The 16,554-nt window shown below is 60.6% G+C and carries 16 protein-coding genes; 6 read left to right on the top strand and 10 right to left on the bottom strand.

The genetic code is table 11. The annotated features are described in order from the left end of the window. Positions 1-21 precede the first annotated feature (21 nt). The 3 genes from OHL16_RS01715 to OHL16_RS01705 are packed head-to-tail and all read right to left on the bottom strand — an operon-like array spanning position 22 to position 3,091. A complete protein-coding gene (locus tag OHL16_RS01715) occupies positions 22-390 on the bottom strand; it encodes a response regulator (protein WP_263365345.1) in 369 nt (122 codons plus the stop codon). Beyond that, positions 387-962: a chemotaxis protein CheW gene (locus OHL16_RS01710; protein ID WP_263365344.1), complete on the bottom strand. Its 576-nt coding sequence runs from the start codon at positions 960-962 to the stop codon at positions 387-389. The genes OHL16_RS01715 and OHL16_RS01710 overlap by 4 nt, the downstream gene beginning before the upstream one ends. Then, entirely contained in the window at positions 959-3,091 is a 2,133-nt protein-coding gene (locus OHL16_RS01705; protein WP_263365343.1) for a chemotaxis protein CheA, read from the bottom strand. Before OHL16_RS01705 ends, OHL16_RS01710 begins: the two co-directional genes overlap by 4 nt. A gap of 85 nt (positions 3,092-3,176) precedes the next feature. Here OHL16_RS01705 and cdd point away from each other — a divergent pair, with 85 nt between their 5' ends. Both cdd and OHL16_RS01695 read left to right on the top strand, forming a co-directional pair. Then, positions 3,177-3,620 carry a cytidine deaminase gene (gene cdd / locus OHL16_RS01700; protein ID WP_263365342.1) on the top strand — a complete coding sequence of 148 codons (444 nt, stop codon included), beginning with the start codon at positions 3,177-3,179 and terminating at the stop codon, positions 3,618-3,620. Beyond that, positions 3,617-5,011 (top strand): thymidine phosphorylase, encoded by a 1,395-nt coding sequence (locus OHL16_RS01695; protein ID WP_263365341.1) that lies wholly within the window; start codon positions 3,617-3,619, stop codon positions 5,009-5,011. Before cdd ends, OHL16_RS01695 begins: the two co-directional genes overlap by 4 nt. A gap of 65 nt (positions 5,012-5,076) precedes the next feature. Here OHL16_RS01695 and OHL16_RS01690 read toward each other — a convergent pair whose 3' ends face one another. Next, positions 5,077-5,517, bottom strand: coding sequence for a hypothetical protein (locus OHL16_RS01690; RefSeq protein ID WP_263365340.1), 441 nt, complete (start codon positions 5,515-5,517; stop codon positions 5,077-5,079). A 313-nt stretch (positions 5,518-5,830) separates the two neighbouring features. On the opposite strand from OHL16_RS01690, the gene OHL16_RS01685 reads away from it, so the two are divergent. Both OHL16_RS01685 and OHL16_RS01680 read left to right on the top strand, forming a co-directional pair. Then, positions 5,831-7,687: a sigma 54-interacting transcriptional regulator gene (locus tag OHL16_RS01685; protein ID WP_263365339.1), complete on the top strand. Its 1,857-nt coding sequence runs from the start codon at positions 5,831-5,833 to the stop codon at positions 7,685-7,687. Positions 7,688-7,800: 113 nt separating this feature from the next. Further along, positions 7,801-9,039, top strand: a complete 1,239-nt coding sequence (locus OHL16_RS01680) for a NupC/NupG family nucleoside CNT transporter (RefSeq protein WP_263365338.1) — start codon at positions 7,801-7,803, stop codon at positions 9,037-9,039. A gap of 12 nt (positions 9,040-9,051) precedes the next feature. Here the strand turns inward: OHL16_RS01680 and OHL16_RS01675 are convergent, their stop codons facing one another. After that, positions 9,052-9,693, bottom strand: coding sequence for a hypothetical protein (locus OHL16_RS01675; protein WP_263365337.1), 642 nt, complete (start codon positions 9,691-9,693; stop codon positions 9,052-9,054). 424 nt (positions 9,694-10,117) lie between these two features. On the opposite strand from OHL16_RS01675, the gene OHL16_RS01670 reads away from it, so the two are divergent. Continuing rightward, a complete protein-coding gene (locus OHL16_RS01670) occupies positions 10,118-10,981 on the top strand; it encodes a purine-nucleoside phosphorylase (protein ID WP_263365336.1) in 864 nt (287 codons plus the stop codon). A gap of 19 nt (positions 10,982-11,000) precedes the next feature. Here OHL16_RS01670 and OHL16_RS01665 read toward each other — a convergent pair whose 3' ends face one another. The 3 genes from OHL16_RS01665 to OHL16_RS01655 all read right to left on the bottom strand — a co-directional run bounded on the left by OHL16_RS01665 (position 11,001) and on the right by OHL16_RS01655 (position 13,479). Next, entirely contained in the window at positions 11,001-11,798 is a 798-nt protein-coding gene (locus OHL16_RS01665; RefSeq protein ID WP_263365335.1) for a lysophospholipid acyltransferase family protein, read from the bottom strand. Further along, positions 11,799-12,611, bottom strand: coding sequence for a GNAT family N-acetyltransferase (locus OHL16_RS01660; RefSeq protein WP_263365334.1), 813 nt, complete (start codon positions 12,609-12,611; stop codon positions 11,799-11,801). Positions 12,612-12,678: 67 nt separating this feature from the next. Then, positions 12,679-13,479 carry a lysophospholipid acyltransferase family protein gene (locus tag OHL16_RS01655; RefSeq protein WP_263365333.1) on the bottom strand — a complete coding sequence of 267 codons (801 nt, stop codon included), beginning with the start codon at positions 13,477-13,479 and terminating at the stop codon, positions 12,679-12,681. A gap of 109 nt (positions 13,480-13,588) precedes the next feature. Between OHL16_RS01655 and OHL16_RS01650 the strand changes: the two genes are divergently transcribed. Further along, positions 13,589-14,095, top strand: coding sequence for a DUF2062 domain-containing protein (locus OHL16_RS01650; protein WP_396127143.1), 507 nt, complete (start codon positions 13,589-13,591; stop codon positions 14,093-14,095). A gap of 18 nt (positions 14,096-14,113) precedes the next feature. Here OHL16_RS01650 and OHL16_RS01645 read toward each other — a convergent pair whose 3' ends face one another. Next, on the bottom strand, positions 14,114-15,052 hold the full coding sequence (locus OHL16_RS01645; protein WP_263365331.1) for a S1/P1 nuclease: 939 nt from the start codon (positions 15,050-15,052) through the stop codon (positions 14,114-14,116). Positions 15,053-15,134: 82 nt separating this feature from the next. Beyond that, positions 15,135-16,439 (bottom strand): nicotinate phosphoribosyltransferase, encoded by a 1,305-nt coding sequence (pncB, locus tag OHL16_RS01640; protein WP_263365330.1) that lies wholly within the window; start codon positions 16,437-16,439, stop codon positions 15,135-15,137. Positions 16,440-16,554: the final 115 nt, after the last annotated feature.

Here is a 16,554-nt window from a genome sequence, read left to right as displayed (position 1 = left end):
CCCCTTCTTTCCGTCTCTTCTCTAAGCAGCGAGGCCCAGCAACGACATCTTCTCGCGCAGGCTCTCCGGCGTGAACGGCTTCATCAGAAACTCATCGGCTCCGTTGTCCAGCGCGGCCAGGACGAACGAGTGGTCCGCCTCCGTCGTCACCATCATCACCTTCATCCCCGGCCACATCTGAGCATCGCGGAGAGCCTTCACGCACTCCAGCCCGCTCATGCCCGGCATATTCACATCCAGCAGCATCAGATCGAACGCCTCTGCGTCCGTCAGCACCGAAAGCGCGTCGCGCCCATCCACTGCCTCCACGCACGTCACTCCCATCCGCTGCAGCAGCGCCCTCAGATACTCCCGAATGAAGCTCGAATCATCGACAATCAGCGCCCTCATGCCGCACCTCCACTCGCTGTCCCTTGCCTAAACATCTCCGTCTCGGCCAGCCGCGAAGGACGCAGCCGCAGCGGATCGAGCTGCACCATCAACCCCGATGGCATCTTGTACGCGCCGTCAAACAACCACTTTCCCCGCGCGTCCAACGTGCTCGGATTCGCCTCCAGCATCTTCCGGCTCACCGTCACCACACCTCCCACAGCGTCCACCACCAGCCCGAACCGCTGCGAAGCATCCTCGTCCTCCAGCACCAGCACGCAGTTCGTCTCTGCCTTCTCCGTCAGCCCCAGCAGTGCGCGAAAGTTCACCGTCGTCAGAACCTCCCCGCGATAGGGCACGACACCGCCAATGAACGCCGGAGCCATCGGAACCCTTTGCAGCTCCCGCCCGCCCAGCACCTCGCCGATCCTCCTGGTATCGATCCCAAAGCTCTGCTCGCCTACAAACAGCGAGCACAGCGAGACAGCGTCCTCCTCGTCTCTTATGGCCTCGAGCGCCGCCTCATGACTCATCTCACCCTGAGGCACGCCCCCCACCTTGCTCTTCGCCTTCTTCTTCCCAGCCTTCTTCACGCAACCTCCTCCAGTTCCGGCTCAACGTCTTCAACGAACTCCCGATGCACCGTCGTCAACTTCTCCTTCACCAGCGCCAGCTCCATCTCGCCGGTCGCCTCGTCCTTCTCGAGCCGCGACCCCGGCGAGACATCCAGCACGCGCCTCACCACGACACCCATCCGTTTTCGTCCGCCTCTGCCCGCATCCCCGCAGATCAGCACCGTCGCCGCGCCGTCCTTCGCGCCTGCCTCCAGCTCTTCGAGCACGTGGCCGTCATCGCTCAGCGGCAGCAGCTCGCCGCGATACTGTAGCAGCGTCCTTCCTCTCGCGTACTCGATCTGCTCCAGCGGAACGCTCTCAATCCGCTCGACAGCATCCAGCGGCAGCGCAGTACGCTCTCGCGCGCGGTCCTCGAAGACCAGGAACGAAGCCTCTTCTTCCTCCGCCTGCACCTCCACGTTCTCGGCCTCCGTCTCCTCTTCCTCCATCGGCTTCACACCAGCCCGAGCCGCAACTGCGCCAATATCCAGAATCAGCGCCAGCGTCCCATTGCCCAGCACCGTCGCGCCCGAGAACAATCCGATCTCTCGCAACACTGCCGACAACGGCTTCACCACAATCTCTTCCGGAGCCAGCAGGTCGTCCACCACCAGCCCATACCGGCAGCCCTCGGCCTCGAGCACCGCCATGTAGAACCCATGTGACTCCTCGCCCCTCACAGCCTCCAGCTCCAGCAGCCGCTCCAGCCACACCACCGGCAGCAGCCGCTCGCGCAGCCTGTACACCTCCGACGTGCCCACGCGCTCCACAGCCTGCTCCGCCTCACGCGCCGGAACATACACCAGCTCCACCAGCGCCGTCTGCGGCAGCGCAAAGCTCTGCCCTCCGCTGCGCACTACCAGTGCCGGAACAATTGCCAGCGTCAGCGGAACCCGCAGCCGCAGTGTCGTCCCCACGCCCACCTTCGACTCAATCTCGACGCTTCCGCCCACCTTCTCCACATTCGCGCGAACCACATCCATCCCCACGCCGCGCCCGGAGACATTCGTGACCGCCGCCGCCGTCGAAAACCCCGGCAGAAAGATCAGCTGCAGCGCCTCGCGCTCGCTCATCCCCGCGGCATGGTCCTCCGTCACCAGCCCGCGCTCGACAGCCTTCGCCAACACGCGCTCAATCGCAATCCCGGCGCCGTCATCCGCGACCTCAATCACCACCGACCCGCTCTGATGAAATGCTCGCAGCCGCAGGCATCCCTCCACGGGCTTGCCCGCAGCCATGCGCACCTCAGGCTGCTCGATCCCATGGTCCACCGCATTCCGCACCGCGTGCGTCAGCGGGTCCTTGATCGCCTCTAGCAGACTCTTATCCAGCCCCGTCTCCTGCCCCGAGAACTCGACCCTCACACTGCGCCCGCACGTCCGCGCCAGGTCGCGCACCATCCGCGGAAACTTCGCAAACAGATTCCCTACTGGCTGCATCCGCGCCTGCATCACCGTCTCGCGCAGGTCTGCCGTCACGCTGTCCAGCCGCCGCGCCAGCTCCGGAAAGTTCATCGCTCCCGTGCCGCTCTGCAGCATCTGGTTCCGCGTCAGCACCAGCTCGCCGACAAGGTTCATCATCCGGTTCAGCACATCCACATCGATGCGCAGCGTCTTGTCGCTCATTCCCGCACCGGACAGCGCAGCAACTCCAGACGCCTTGCCAGCAACCTCTCCTGCCGGCACCGCTGCCTCGGCATGAACCGCAACTCCTGCATCGCCCTCGCTGTTCAGCATCGCCAGCTCGGCGATCAGCTCGCCGTCCTCTTCGCTCGACCGCTGCCCTTCGCCGCCCGTCTCCTCGATCAGGCTCAGGATCCCTCGCAGCCCATCCTGCAGCCGCAGCAGCCCGCTAATCAGCTCCGACGATACCTTCAGCCTGCCGTCGCGCAGCGAGCCCAGCAGATGCTCGCCCGCATGAGCCAGCTTCTCAAGCCGCTCGAAGCCCAGAAACCCCGTCGTGCCCTTGATCGTGTGCACCGCGCGGAAGATCTCTCCTACCAGACGCTCACTCTCTTCAGGCCGAGTCTCGAGCTCAGTCAGGCACCGTTCCATCCGGTCCAGCCCTTCCTGGCTCTCTGCAATGAATTCTTTCGTCAGGTCGTCCACACCCCTCTTATCGGGCGCAACCCTTTAAGCATTAGCGCTGTGCCACTTGCCATCGGCCCCAGCACCCGTTAGATTCACTCTCATCATGTCGGCAATCAGCCATCCCAGCGGTCTCACCCCAACTCAGATCGAGGACCTCCAGCAGCGTGCCATCGCGGTCGCCCAAAACGCCTACGCCCCTTACAGCCACTTCCGCGTCGGCGCCGCGCTCCTCCTCGAAGACGGCAACGTCGTCACCGGCTGTAACGTCGAAAACGCCTCCTACCGCCTCACCACCTGCGCCGAGCAGTCGGCCGTTGCAACTGCAGTAGGCCTGTATGGCCCCCACATTCGCATCCGCGCCATCGCTGTCGCCAACCTCAACAACACTGCCAGCCAGCCCTGCGGAGCCTGCCGCCAGACCCTCCACGAGTTCAGTACCCCCGACACCCGCATCTTCTTCCCCGCAGAAGACGACACCGTCGTCGAAACCACCGTCGCCGACCTCCTTCCCGCGGCCTTCCTCCTGAGTAACAATTCGGACCAATGACCAAGGCCCAACGCATCCATCCCATCGACGTCATCCTACACAAGCGCGACGGCCTCGCCCTTACCGACGCTGAAATCCGCGCCTTCATCCTCGCCATTGTCGAGCGCACCCCCAGGAAGCACCTCGTCACCGACGCCCAGATCGCGGCCTTCCTGATGGCCGTCTTTCTCCGTGGACTTGATCCCCGTGAGCTAGCCACCCTCACGGCCGCCATGCGCTTCTCCGGCGAGGTCGCCTACACCGAAGCCCTCAACACCTTCACCATCGACAAGCATTCCACCGGGGGAGTCGGCGACAAGACATCCCTGCTGATTGCCCCTATCATCGCCGCCGCCGGCCTCGCTCAGCCTACCCCCGAAGGAGTTCCCGGCATCTGCGTCCCTATGATCAGCGGCCGATCCCTCGGTCACACGGGAGGCACACTCGACAAACTCGAAACCATCCCCGGCTTCAACACGCAGCTCTCCTTCCCAGACATGCGAGACGTTCTGCGTGAATGCGGAGCCGCACTCATCGGCCAGACCCCGACGATCGTCCCCGCCGATCGCATCCTCTACGCCCTCCGCGACCACACCGGCACCGTCGAATCCCCATTCCTCATCACCGCCAGCATTATGAGCAAGAAGCTCGCCGAGGGACTCAAAGCCCTCGTCCTCGACGTCAAGGTCGGCTCCGGAGCCTTCATGCCCACCTACGAAAAATCTAAATTCCTCGCCCAGCTCATGGTCCAGACCGGCGAAGCCTCCGAAACTCGAACCGTCGCCCTTCTCACCTCCATGGACGAGCCCCTTGGCCGCTTCTCCGGCAACTGGGTTGAGGTCTGGGAGTGCGTCGACATTATGCAGGGCAAGCGACATCCCATGTCTTCCGATCTCATCGAACTCTCCAACATCCTCTCCGGCTGGATGCTCCACCTCGCCGGCCACGCCACCACTCCCGAAGAAGGCGCAGAGCTCTCCGACGATATCCTCAAATCAGGAGCCGCATACAAAGCCTGGCTCAAGATCATCGCCACGCAAGGCGGAGACACCACCGTCTTCGAAGACCCAGCATCCCACCACAAGCCCAACGCCACCCGCGTCCTCAAAGCCACGCAATCCGGCTACCTCGCCGCGATGGACTGCAAGCAAGTCGGCTGGGCCGTTCAGCGGCTCGGAGCGGGCCGCGCCAAACCAGGCGACCCCGTCAGCGCCCACGCCGGCATCGAGTCCCACGCCAAACTAGGCGACCGCATCGAGCCAGGCCAACCCCTCTTCACCCTCTACAGCGAAGACTCCGCCCTCCTCGACGAGCCCGAACAAATGCTCCGTGAAACGTTGCAGGTCTCGTCGAGCCTCGTGCCGCGCCGCCCCCTTGTTCGCGAGGTCATTACAAAGAACAATATTCAGTAATAGTCGTTTCTCTTCTGAACAGAACAGGACCCGGAGGGAATCCTCTGGGTCCTCGGGATAAGAAGTTATTCGCCGAACTCGACTGTGACCTCGTTACCAGGTTGGAGTCCTGCTAGCACCGTCTGTGCCATGACCTTCTTCTCGGCCTTCGACATAGCGAAGTGAAAGTACATCGAAGAATCTGCGGAGCGGATTTCGTTTAGGAAATACTCGTCTCCATATCTGTGGAACACAAGCACGTTGGCTTTTCCGCGCTCGTTGGGTTCGTGTGTGGCTATCAACCGAGTATGGGTTCTCTTATCCCAACCGTCGAGGCGAAGCAGATTGGGAAAAATGGAAGAAGTGGAATCCGCAGTGAGCGTGTAATTTCCAGCAGGGAAAACAGTATCGTTAACCGTGAAGGCGAATGGAACGGTTGCCTTCACTCCGCGAGCTTGGGCCCATACTCCACACGTGATGGAGATAGCTGCTACGAAGAGAGCGATCTTCGAGACAATGTATTTCATGAACAATCTCCTTTGAGGCACCTTCTTTGGGTCTCCACAGACTCCGGAACACTTTTTCTTCAGGAGTTCGGGTTACGCCCGGATCTATTGCACACAGGTTGCCAATCTCCGCCCCCGCAACCGCAAGCACGTATTGCAATGAGATACAGGCGCCCCTTGGTTCACGCCTCAACGTTTTCCTGCTGCGGCTCCCTCGTCCGGTATCTAATCGGTTACCGCGAGTATCCGTCTGTCTCCAACCGCCTGTATGTCCTCCCCAGCACCCAGATTCACCGCCGACTCAGCTACACTTTGACACATCGGAGTACCTCTGATGAAGCCGCGACTCCTCGCTATCTCGGGTTCGCTGGCGGGCACCGTTCAAGAGCTCGTCAATGGCGAGATCTCTATTGGCCGTGATGAATCGAATCAGCTGTGCTTGAACGATCCGGCGGCCTCACGGAAACATTGCATCATCCGGCAGCTGAAGGACAGATATGAACTCGTCGATCTCGACAGCCGTCATGGCACCTTCCTGAATGGAATTCCTGTGCGGCACAAATTTGTCGATCACGGTGATGCGATTCGCGTTGGAAGGTCCGAGCTCGTGTTTCTGACGCACGAAGGAGAGTCGGCCGGAAATTCCAAAATATCCCTAAGTGACGCGACTTCTCCCTCCACGTTCAACACCATGCGAGTCGATCGGCCGTCACCTCTATTCACGTTCGGAGTTGAGGTCGGACGCATGGCACGCGACCTGACCGCCTTCATCAGAATCAGCAATGCCGTCAATTCCATTCGCAACTCCGAACTGCTGCAGCGTGAACTTCTGCGACTCATCTTTGAAGTCATTCCGGCAGAGAACGGCGCCGTCTTTCTATCGACCGATCTCGACGAAGAACCCAACTCCATCTGTACCTATAACCGGCAGTCCGATGCTGAACAGCCGGTCGAGATTCGGTGCGAACTGGTTCACCGTGCGATTTGGGAGCGTTCAGCAGTCTTTACGAGCCCTGATGCAGACTCCAGCGAGATGCAGAACGTGCTCTGTCTGCCTCTGGTAGGCGTGGAGAGAACAATTGGCGCTATCTATCTCACTTCGCCTCGCAACGCTTCGCCATTTCGCGAAGACCACATCCACTTCCTCGACTCGGTCTCGCGAATCGCAGCCGTAGCACTCGAAAACATTCTCGCCCTCGATGCTCTGCGTTCGGAGAACCGGCGATTGAAGGAGGAGCTCGGCCCTGACGGCAGACTCATCGGCGAAAGCCGGCAGATCCGCCATGTGGAAGAATTTATCTCCCGGGTGGCGCAAAGCGAATCCACCATCCTCATCCGCGGCGAGAGCGGCACAGGCAAAGAACTGGTCGCACGCAAGATCCATCACGGCAGTCCCCGAGCCGAGCGCCCATTCATTGCCATCAACTGCGCAGCAATTCCGGAGACGTTGCTCGAAACCGAACTGTTCGGTCACGAGAAAGGGGCCTTCACCGGCGCAATCAGTATGAGGAAGGGCAAGTTGGAACTGGCAGAAGATGGAACCCTGTTCCTCGACGAGATTGGTGACCTCGCTCCCGCGATGCAGGCGAAGCTCTTGCGAGTCTTACAACAAAGGGAGTATGAGCGTGTTGGAGGTACCGTTCCTGTACACTTCAAGGCCCGCGTTTTGGCCGCAACCAACAAGAATCTCGAACAGGCAATCAAGTCCGGCGAGTTTCGGCAGGATCTTTACTACCGGCTTAACGTGGTCTCAATCATAGTGCCGCCCTTGCGCGAGCACCCCGAAGACATTCCTCTGCTCGCCCTCTACTTTGCGTCAAAGTACGCGGAAAGAAGTAATCGGCCTTTCAAAGGCATCTCGCCAAAGGCGCGCACGTTGCTTATGGGCTATAGCTGGCCGGGCAACATTCGCGAATTGGAGAACGCAATCGAGCATGCCATTGTGCTGGGACTCACCGAAGAGATCCTGCCCGAAGATCTCCCCATCACCATACTTGAGGCGCAGTCGTCAGACCTCCTGGGAGTCCGATACCACGATGTGCTCAATCAGGCCAAGAAAGAAATGATTCTGAACGCGCTGCGAGAAGCGAAGGGTAGCTATCCCAAGGCAGCGCATCTGCTCAACATTCACCCCAAATATCTGCACCGTCTGGCACGGAATCTCAACTTGAAATCAGAACTAATCGAGTAGGTCCCTCCACAGATTGAGTGGTTTCGACCCTCAACTCGGGAATCTCTCTGGCTACTGCACCGCTTACCCGATACACTCTCCCTCAATCACTTATTTCATCGCGGAGTGCCCCTTTGCCCCGATTCACTGGCCTACTCGGCCTCATCACCTTACTATCCTTTGCGTACGCCTTCTCCACCAATCGCCGCGCCATCCGCTGGCGTACCGTAGCCTGGGGTCTCGGCCTGCAGATCGTCTTCGCCTTCCTCGTCATCAAGTGGACCTACGGTCAGCGCATCCTCGCCGCCGGCTCCACCGCCGTCACCTCGCTGCTCGGCCACGCGGCCGAGGGCTCCTCGATGGTCTTCGGCCGCCTCGGCACACCCGGCGACGCGCTCTCCACCTTCGCCTTCGCCGTCCTTCCAACCATCATCTTCGTCTCCGCGTTCTTCGCCATCATGTACCACATCGGCCTCATGCAGCAGATCATCAGGGCCGTCGCCTGGCTCATGCAGCGCACCATGGGAACCTCCGGCGCCGAATCCACCAACGTCGCCGCCTCCATCTTCATGGGACAGACCGAAGCCCCGCTCACCATCCGGCCGTTCCTTGCGGGAGCCACACGCAGCGAACTCATGACCATCATGACCTCCGGCATGGCCCACGTCTCCGGAGGAATCATGGCCGCCTACATCAGCTTCGGCATCAACGCCAAAGACCTTCTCTCCGCCGTCATCATGACCGCGCCCGGCACTATCCTCGTCTCCAAAATGCTCGTCCCCGAGACCGAGGTCCCCGCCACCGCCGGAACCGTCCACATGCCGCCCAGTGAAGAGCACAAAGAGGAAAACTTCATCGGCGCCATCGCGCGTGGAACCATCGACGGCGGCAAGCTCGCCTTCAACGTCGCCATCATGCTCGTCAGCTTCCTCGCGCTGGTCGGCCTCTTCAACGCCATCATGCTCTCCCTCTCCAACTTTCTCTGGGCCCACGGACACATCCCCTTCCCGCACTCCCTCGGCAACACGCTCGGAGTCATCGGGGCCCCCGTCGCCTGGCTCATCGGCATCCCCTGGCACGAGGCCCAGGCCATCGGCAACCTCCTCGGAACTCGCGCCATCCTCAATGAATTCGTCGCCTACACCCAGCTCGGCCTGCAGAAGTCTGCTCTCACCCCGCGAACCTTCTCCATCGCCACCTTCGCCCTCTGCGGCTTTGCCAACCTTAGCTCCATTGGAATGCAGATCGGAGGCATCGGAGCGCTAGTCCCCAACCGCCGCAACGACCTCGCCCAGCTCGGCCTTCGCGCCATGCTCGCCGGAACCATGGCCAACCTCATGTCCGCCAGCATCGTCTCCATGCTCATCAAATAGCAGCAGCCACACTCAATAGATCTCGCCCACCGACCTGCCGCCGCACTGCAGAATTGCGTCCCGAAAGGCACTCGACAGCCTCTTGGCCATGCCGGCATCAGCCACATAAAGTTCGACGCTCGACTTCGAACTGCTGCTGCCAGCCTGATCGTAGTTAGTTCGCGTGTGGTCACCGATCCGCGGTTGTCCTCCGAAGACCTGCAGCGTCAACATGTAGGGAGCGCCCCGCAAAGACCGATCGGGCGCGTCCACATCCAGCTTCGTTGGATCCAACTGGTCCAGCGGAAGATCATAGATGTTCTCCGTCCAGCCCGACCGCGCCTCGTTCGGCCAGTGCCACCGGTAGCCGACGCGCACCTCAAGACGGCACGGTGGATTGTCGTCCGTCTTCTTAATCGACTCATCCACCTGGACCATCATCGTCGGATGCACCTGCGACGCCGGCTCTTCCCAGCTAAACGTCCCGGATGACTTGGCGACGATCCAGTCCAGAATCTCCACGATCGGGCGAAGATTCTTTTCAGCTCCGGATTGGAAGGCCCTGGAGCGCGCCGTCTGCCCCATCGAGGATGCTGCGACCAAAAGGCATACAATAGACAGAGCTGCGTAGACTCGTCCCCGGCCCGGCGGCGACACCATGAAGCGATGCCACATGACCAACCCTCCGCTCCCCTGAACCAGAAGGATACCCGCAGACCGTCTCGCTGCGAAGATATTTGAGACCCCCGAAGCACGCCTCAAACTCTGTCAAGCCCCTGCTCTGTGCAAAACCGCCTCAACCCAAGCCACGAAGGCCATGCCAATCAAGGACTTCCGCGCCGAAAAATAAATCTCCAGACCGTGGCAGAGTTACCCCAACGAACTAGCTAAACTTTAAAAGAGTGGACTTTGCGCTGCTGTGCGACCACCGATCGCTTAAGCCAACTCATTTGTTTTCAATATTTTGACCTTCAAACCCTTTATTATGAATATTTTGCGAATAAAGTACCCGACTATGTCCGTTGTTTACAATATTTTACAGCTTTAATGGGGGGAGGGGTACCCTCGGAAATCAGGAAAAGGAAAGACGATACCAACGATGTCCAACGCGACCGCAAACGACCTCTACACACACGCCCAATCCGCCGCCAGCTACATTCGCAGCAAGACCGCTCTCCAGCCGAAGCTCGCCATCATCCTCGGCTCCGGGCTCGGCAACTTTGCCTCGCAGGTCAACGACGCCACAGTCATCCCCTACGCTGACATCCCCAACTTCCCGCAATCTACCGTTCAGGGCCACACCGGCAAACTCGTCCTCGGGACAATAGGAAGCCCCAACGGCAGCGTCCCCGTAGCCGTCATGCAAGGCCGAGTCCACGCCTACGAGGGCTACACCATGGCTCAGGTCACCTTTCCCATGCGCGTCCTCGGATTGCTCGGTGTCGAAAAGCTCATCGTCACCAACGCCGCCGGAGGCATCGACGTCCGTTACGGTCAGGGAGCCATCGTCGCCATCTCCGACCACATCAACCTCACCGGAACTAACGCCGCCCTCGGCCCCAACGAGCCACGCTTCGGCCAGCGCTTCTTTGACATGAGTTCGGCTTACTCGCCGGCCTTCCGTAAACTCGCCGTCGCTGAAGCCGCAAAGCAGGGCTGGACGCTCAACGAAGGCGTCTACCTCGCCGTCCTCGGCCCCAGCTACGAGACCCCAGCCGAAATCCGCGCCTTCCGCGCCCTCGGTGCCGACCTCGTCGGCATGTCTACCGTGCACGAGGTCATCGTGGCCCGCCACATGGGCATCCAGGTCCTCGGCCTCTCGGTCGTCACAAACATGGCCGCCGGCGTTCTCGACCAGCCCATCAACCACGAAGAAGTCATGGAGATCGGCCAGCGCATCGAGGGCCAGTTCACCGGCCTCCTCACCGCCCTCATCCCCCAACTAGCCACTCACGCCGGTTGACACAAATGTTCGAGCGATCCTACGTCGCCTCTACGAGCAAGGCCTCACCCGCCACCTCAACCGCAGCAACAGCCGAACGCCCCGAACCCTCTACCATCTCCACCACCCGCTCGCGGGCCGTCTCCGACAGCACGAACCGGTCTGCCCGGTCCGTCACCTCGCCAGCGAACGTCACCTCCGCACGCACACCCTTCAGTCCGAGCAAACGAAACAGATGCGGAGCCAGCAACGCATCGCCCCACCAGCACACATCTCGCTCCACCGTGGCATCGCCATCGCCAGCAATCGAATACCGCAGACCAGCCACCTGCAGCGGAACCCGCTCATTCAGCACCGAGTGAAACAGGCCTCTGCGGAACGGAAGCACGCACGATCCGTCGGTCGTCGTCCCTTCCGGAAAAAACAGCACAGGCACTCCCGTCCAGTAAGCCGCAGCCATCGACGCGTTCACTGCTGGGTATGTCGGCGGTCCGCCGCCACGCACCACGAAGACCGTTCCAGCCCGCGCCGCCAGCCAGCCAACCAACGGCCAGCCGCGTACCTCGCTCTTGGCCACCATCACAAACGGTCGCACGGAGCCGAACAGAAGTATGTCGAGATAGCTCAGATGATTCGAAACAACAGCCCCGCTCGCCGGAAGCTCACCCTCAACCACGCACTCCACGCCCATCGCCCGCACAATCCGGCGACACCACACATGGACCCACTCGGATCCCTCAACACCCGGCTTCGGCCAGCGAAGGAGACAGTCCACGGCCGCCGCCAGCAGAAGGAATACGACCCACGCTCCCCGGAACACCGACCGTACAATTCGCACTCAGCAGCCCTCGAGAAATCTCTGCGCCACACGCGGATGCAGCGTCTGCAGGTCGAGCAGCGTCAGGAAGTCGATCGTGCCGAACTCGCGATCGATCGCCGGCTCGCCGCAGATCTTCGCCCCAATCGCCAGGTACGCCCGCAGCAACTTCGGCGCGCGCTGCTCAGCCAGCTTCATTTCCCGCCTCGGCAATGCAAACGCCGGCGTCGGAACCGTTCGCAGTTCCGGGTCAACCAGGCAGTTGCCGAGCGACGCATATACCGCATGGCCAACCTCGGCATCCAGCGAGTTGAGCGAGCAGCAGCCCATCATATAGCGCCCGCCGTTTGCCAGCGAGTACCGCGCAATCCCGCGCCACAGCAGATGCAACACCTCAGGAGACCGATGCTCACGATGAATGCACGCCCGCCCCAGCTCCACAATCTGGCCGCGCATCGCCTCATACGGGGCAAACGAGAATTCCTGCTCGCTGTAGTATCCAAAGTTGCGGCCAGCCACATCGCCCATCTGCAGCCGATACGTTCCGACAATCGCTCCGCTAGCCTTCTCTTCGACGATCAGGTGATCGCACACCTCATCGTAGAGGTCTTTATCGTAGCCATCGGCAAACGACGACTCCAGCCCCTCGTTCATCTCCAGATTGAAGACAATGAACCGCAGCCGAAAAGCTGCACTCCGCTCTGCCTCAGTCAACGCAAGCCGCGCAACGTAGGCGCCCGCCTCCAGGCGAACATCTTTCTTTGAAGGAAGTTCGAGGACATCCGGTCGTACAGGGGGAAGGATTGCGGAGGATAGTTCGGCAGCTCTGAGCATCGACTCTCCTTGCAGTGGCAAGAGATGCATTCGATGTCAGTCTGCGTCCTTATTTGTTACAGAATGTTCACCTCACGTGAACATTTGTTGAATCAAAAATGGTGCACTCCTTCGATACCTGGGCTGCCTCCCGAAGCTCCGCCACAGCAGACCGAGCCTCATCCGCCGCCAGCTTTCGGTTCGCCGGATCGTGAAACACGATCGGCTCCCCGGAAAACCTCACCTCAACGCGAACGCCACGCAACCCAAGGAAATGAAAGACATGCGGCCACATCTTCATATCGCCCCAGTAGCAGACGTTGTCGGCGACCGTAACACCCGCGCCATTCTCCGCCTGCAGGCTGTAACTCACATGCGCCGCCGTCACCGGAGCATCCTCAGCCAGCACCTGCGCGAGCAGTCCGCTGTGGAACTTCAGCAGTCCCCTGCCGTCCGAAGTCGTTCCCTCCGGGAAGAACACAACCGGAACCCCGTCATCAAACGCGACGCTCAATCCCTTCCTCGCCTTGACTGCCGATCCGCCTCGCCCGCGCTCGACATAGACCGTTCCAGCCATCGTCGTCATCCAGCCGATCACAGGCCAGCTCTCGATCTCCGCCTTCGCCACGAACACACACGGGCGCATCGCGGCGAAGATCACGATATCGACATAGCTCAGGTGGTTCGCAATCACCGCACCGTGCCCCGGGAAGTCGCCCACCACCACGACCTCGATGCCAAGCCCATGCACGACCCGCGCACACAGACGGTGCAGCCATTCCGCCCTGGCCTCCTGCTTCGGGGGCCGCTTCAGCAGCAACTCCGTACCAGACAGAGCAATGTAGCCGGCCACCTGGAGCCCACGTGTCAGCGAACGAAGAAATCTCACCCTATCTGTTCCTCGTTTCGCAGTCTCGCACCTCGCAGGGACGGATTAGCAGGCTATCCTGAGACCTGTGCCGATTAAGAAAACAGCGTCATCAGATCCTGATTTAAAGATAACCCGTGACAGTCACAATTGGGCATACCGCCGCATTGCACTGCCTGTCCTGGCCATGCTTCGCATGGGGGCCTCACCGGAAAGGCTCGCCTGGAGCCTCGCGGCCGGCATCGTCATCGGCATAAATCCGCTGATCGGCAGCACAACGATCCTCTGCTTTGCCGCAGCCTTCGTCTTCCGACTCAACATTGCTGCGTCACAGCTTGGCAACCACATCGTCTATCCGCTGCAGATCCTTCTGGTGGTTCCGTTTATCCGCCTCGGCAGCCTCGTCTTTCACACAACGCCGCTGCCTCTCTCGCCGCGGAGCCTGCTGGCGACCGCGCGCGCCACTCCCATCGCGTTAGTGCGCAAGATCTGGCTCTGGGAGTGGCACGCCCTCGTCCTCTGGACTGCTCTGGCTGTCGTTCTTTTGCCGGTGATTGCCCTTGCGCTGACACCCTTGCTGAACAGGCTGCTGGTTCGCGTCGAGCGTCACCAATATCCCATTCTTTCAGCCGATTAGTGGCGGGCCGGCGTTCGGTCAGCTCTGCCCGTGGAACTCCTGCACTGGATCTCCGCTGCGAACCCACGCGGTATAGATCATGTCGCGCAGCTCGATTGCTCCGGCAGCGAGCCGCTCCTCCACAAACGCCTTGCCGTCCGGCGTTCCGGCTCCACTGAAGCTGCCAACCTTCTCGAGCTGATACGTCTGCTCCACCAGCGATTGTGTGTGCCGCAGATAGGCCAGATAATCGTCCCACTCGTCGTTCAGCACTTTCGGCTGCGATGCCCTAACCAGCGGCGCCAGGTCCGACGGCTTGACGTTCGCGTTCACAAAGACCGACTCGAACTGCGAGTGAATCTTGTGGTCTGTCGTATAGCCATTCGGATTCGGCCCCATCCATCCGTTGTACTGAATTGTTGTGTGCAGCGGCTGAGATCCGTCCGCGACATAGTGCCCCAGCCAGCCTGCGTAGAACAGGATCGCCGTCTCGGCCGGCTTCGTGTCTTCCCCATTGGCCAGCAGATGACGGTACTCCCGCATCCCTACCTTAAGCCGTTCGTAGATCTCTTCGGTCGCATACGGCTGCAGCCCAACCTTCTCCGGCGTCAGTTGCAGTTCTGGGCGCGCAGCCTGCGCCTTCTCCAGAGCGCGAACGTAGTCGTAGCGTTTCCTCGGCAGCGCTCCCACCAGATCGGCATTCTCAAAGTCGATGAAGTGCTCCGGAGCCTGTGCGGTGACCAGATCCTCTTCCGCCCTGTTGCGCCACCGGTCCGGCTCCGGCCCAAGATACTCCATTGTGTCCAGCGCATTGCCGTTGCGCAGAAATGCAGGTACATCCTTTGGAAGGTTCGCCGCCGCCAACCGGCTGATCATCCTGTGCCCATCAGCGCCCCAGGCAAAGGATGGTTGCACCGTCATCACAGGCACCATCGCCGCAGCTACAACAAAACGAACCACCTCGCGAAAGTTGATCATCCCCGCAGTATATCCACCGTAATTTTTGAGCCTAACTGGCCGCGAAAGAGTCGCGTCCGCACGCAGGCGCTGATCGGGCCGGCTAGACCAGCACCGCCGCTCCCTCTACCGCCACGCTGCCAAAGACTCTCCGATAGCGCGCAATCTCGTGCGCCGGTCCGGTAGCCTTGTGGGCGTTGTCCGTAAGTTTCACCGCAGGCCGTCCTTCCACCGTCGTCAGCTTGCACACCAGGCTGATCGGATCGAAGTCATGCTCGCGCCTCGGATGGCACTCGCGAAAATCGTTCGTCAGCAGTGTCCCCCAGCCGGCGCTGAAGCGAATCCGTTCCTTGAAGTATTGGTGCAGATTCAGAATGTCCTCAGCATCCAGGCCATCCGACGCGATCAGCCGCTTCCTGCGGGCATCGCGTCCGCGCGCTTCGAGCCACGTGATGTACTCGTCGCCGGCAACAAACGGGTCCTTCGAGTCGCACCTCTGCCCCGTCCAGTCCGCAACCCAATCCGGAGCCCCGGCGAGAAACTGTGTCGTCCCGAACGTATCCGGCAGCATGATCAACAGTTCGCCGCCGTAGCTCTTCTGCCACAGCTCAAGAACCTTGTATTGCGAAGTATGCAGTTCCTCGTCGGTGTTTGCCAGCGCCGCCAGTGCCATCGGCAGTTCGTGCGCGTTTGTGCCTATTGCCTCAAGGTCGTGCTTATAGGCCAGATATGTGTTCGAAGTGCCTACGAGGCTCTTGCCCAGACCCGCACGCATCGCCTCCACGACATACTCCTGCCAGAGGAAGCTGTGCCGCCGCCGCGTGCCGAACTCCGAGATGCTGACCCCAGGGACCTTCCGCAGCATCTCCACCTTGTCCCACAGCCGCGTCTTCGCACGGGCGTAAAGCACATCCAGTTCCAGTTCGCTGAGCCTGGACAGAGCCGTGCGCGTCTTCATCTCGCTCAACAGCGCCAACCCATAGATTTCCCACATCGTCACTTCGGTCCAAAGTCCCTCGAACCGCAGCACAAACTGCCCATCCTTCTCAGTAACCTCATAGTCAGAAAGCCTGAAGTCCTTCTCGAGCCACTCCAGAAACTCTGGTTCAAAGATGCTCCGCGTACCATAGAACGTGTTCCCGGCCAACCAGATCAGTTCGCTCTTGCGAAACTTCAACTGCCTTACATGCTCCAACTGATCAAACAGCGCCGGAGCCGAGATAAGCTCTGCCAGCCGAACCGCCGTCGTCCGATTCGTCGTCTCCGACGTCACGTGGACCGCCGGAAAGTTCTTCCAGATGAACTGCAGCATCAATAGCTTGTAAAAATCGGTGTCGAGCAGCGACCGCACAATTGGATCGAGCTTCCAGTTATGGTTGTGCGCCCGTTCGGCGAAGTTTACGTTCATGCCAATCAGTCTCGCCCTTACCTTTGTCGCGACGCAAACTCTTTCCTTCTTTCGCCCTTCTCGAAGCCCCGGAACCAACCCCAAAATTCACATAGAGCCCGCGCCAACCTGCGTC

Origin of the sequence: Edaphobacter bradus, assembly GCF_025685645.1 — a bacterium.
GTDB classification, from domain to species: domain Bacteria; phylum Acidobacteriota; class Terriglobia; order Terriglobales; family Acidobacteriaceae; genus Edaphobacter; species Edaphobacter bradus.
The sequence above is the reverse complement of the archived record's forward strand: the minus strand, read 5'-3'. Positions and strand labels throughout refer to the sequence as shown.

What these genes read in the sequence shown, in the direction of transcription:
- OHL16_RS01715 (WP_263365345.1), bottom strand. Translation starts at nt 390, where the DNA reads ATGAGGGCGCTGATTGTCGATGATTCGAGCTTCATTCGGGAGTATCTG.
- cdd (WP_263365342.1), top strand. Translation starts at nt 3,177, where the DNA reads ATGTCGGCAATCAGCCATCCCAGCGGTCTCACCCCAACTCAGATCGAG.
- OHL16_RS01695 (WP_263365341.1), top strand. Translation starts at nt 3,617, where the DNA reads ATGACCAAGGCCCAACGCATCCATCCCATCGACGTCATCCTACACAAG.
- OHL16_RS01690 (WP_263365340.1), bottom strand. Translation starts at nt 5,517, where the DNA reads ATGAAATACATTGTCTCGAAGATCGCTCTCTTCGTAGCAGCTATCTCC.
- OHL16_RS01685 (WP_263365339.1), top strand. Translation starts at nt 5,831, where the DNA reads ATGAAGCCGCGACTCCTCGCTATCTCGGGTTCGCTGGCGGGCACCGTT.
- OHL16_RS01675 (WP_263365337.1), bottom strand. Translation starts at nt 9,693, where the DNA reads ATGTGGCATCGCTTCATGGTGTCGCCGCCGGGCCGGGGACGAGTCTAC.
- OHL16_RS01670 (WP_263365336.1), top strand. Translation starts at nt 10,118, where the DNA reads ATGTCCAACGCGACCGCAAACGACCTCTACACACACGCCCAATCCGCC.
- OHL16_RS01660 (WP_263365334.1), bottom strand. Translation starts at nt 12,611, where the DNA reads ATGCTCAGAGCTGCCGAACTATCCTCCGCAATCCTTCCCCCTGTACGA.
- OHL16_RS01645 (WP_263365331.1), bottom strand. Translation starts at nt 15,052, where the DNA reads ATGATCAACTTTCGCGAGGTGGTTCGTTTTGTTGTAGCTGCGGCGATG.
- pncB (WP_263365330.1), bottom strand. Translation starts at nt 16,439, where the DNA reads ATGAACGTAAACTTCGCCGAACGGGCGCACAACCATAACTGGAAGCTC.